This window comes from Cognatishimia activa, from assembly GCF_001458335.1.
GTDB lineage: Bacteria > Pseudomonadota > Alphaproteobacteria > Rhodobacterales > Rhodobacteraceae > Cognatishimia > Cognatishimia activa.
In genome coordinates this window covers 1-1,379 of the sequence record NZ_CYTO01000006.1, presented here as the reverse complement: position 1 = coordinate 1,379, position 1,379 = coordinate 1, and the positions used below count along the sequence as shown (strand labels likewise).

Below are 1,379 nucleotides of genomic sequence, written 5' to 3'. Positions count from 1 at the left end.
GGGCGGTAAGCATGCGTAATTGGGCTGACCCTGTTCTGAGGTCGAGCTCCCGATAGGATCACAGCAATGCTGTGAGAAAGGGAGACAGAGAATGAAATACTTCGTTGGATTAGATGTTTCACTTCGATCATGTGCGCTTTGCGTCGTTGATGGTCGTGGCAAAGTTTGCTTGGAGCGAGAGTTGCCATGCGAAGTTAGTGATATTGCAGGTTGCTTGGAGGCATTCCCCCATCCAATCGAGCGGATCGGCTTTGAAGCGGGCGCGCTTAGTCAGCACCTTTACTTTGGCTTGCAAGCGAAAGGCTTCGACATAGTCTGCATGGAAGCGCGGCAGGTCAGCGCGGCTTTGTCTGCGATGCGGAACAAAACCGATAGGACCGATGCGAAGGGCATAGCTCAGATTCTACGGACCGGCTGGTTCAGCCCGGTTCATATGAAGAGCCGCGAAGCCCATGGACTACGAGCGCTTCTGAGCACACGCAAGGCATTGCTTAAGAAGACGATGGATCTGGCCAATGAAGTACGAGGTCTATTGAAGATCTTTGGGGTTCGGCTGCCCAGAACAGTGAAACACGGCTCTTTCGATGGCCTCGTGCGGCCCATGATCGAGATGGATGACGTTCTCGCGCACGCAATCATCCCTCTGCTTGATGCCCGGGTTGTCCTCTTCCAGAACTATCTTGAACTTGATCGACGCGTTAAGCGAGCTGCCTCTCAGGACGAAGTCTGTATGCGCATGATGACTGTTCCTGGTGTGGGTCCGATAGCGGCCCTTACATTCAAGGCGGCTGTGGATGACCCAAAACGATTTAAGCGATCCCGGACTGTGGCCGCACACTTCGGACTCACACCGCGACGATATCAGTCAGGCGAACACGACAACCCGGGCCGCATATCGAAAGCTGGAGATCGAGACGTTCGGGCAACTCTTTATGCTGCGGCCAATGCTTTGTTGATGCGAACGATGGCGGGGTCACAGATCAAGACTTGGGGCATGCGGTTGATGCGGACTAAAGGGCGTCGCAGAGCGGTTGTCGCGGTCGCTCGCAAACTTGCCGTTCTTTTGCATCGTATGTGGACCGACGGAACAGAATTCCGTCAGGAAAAAGTTGGAGGCACAGCATGAACAATTAGCCTACCACCTAACCTGACGGGATCGTCCAATCCGGACGAGGTTCGTGGATGAAGCCGAAAATGTCTGCTGCGCAACTTGAAGCGCGCCGGAAAGCGGGGCTCTCCACTTCCAATCCGACACATGCATGCAGCGGCGCCCTTCGAGCGCCAAACCAGACTGCGAAGAGAAGCGTGACCCGGATAGACGATACCCAAACACTCAGAAAAAGGAATATGAGCTTGACCCAGACACCCAATTAGAGAAG

General features: G+C 54.4%; 1 protein-coding gene. It reads left to right on the top strand.

Annotated features, from left to right (window positions below):
• The first annotated feature begins 91 nt into the window (after positions 1–91).
• Positions 92–1,126 (top strand): IS110 family RNA-guided transposase, encoded by a 1,035-nt coding sequence (locus tag TA5113_RS02805; RefSeq protein ID WP_058313755.1) that lies wholly within the window; start codon positions 92–94, stop codon positions 1,124–1,126.
• Positions 1,127–1,379: the final 253 nt, after the last annotated feature.

Coding starts and splice junctions, on each gene's coding strand:
- TA5113_RS02805 (WP_058313755.1), top strand. CDS start 92: ATGAAATACTTCGTTGGATTAGATGTTTCACTTCGATCATGTGCGCTT.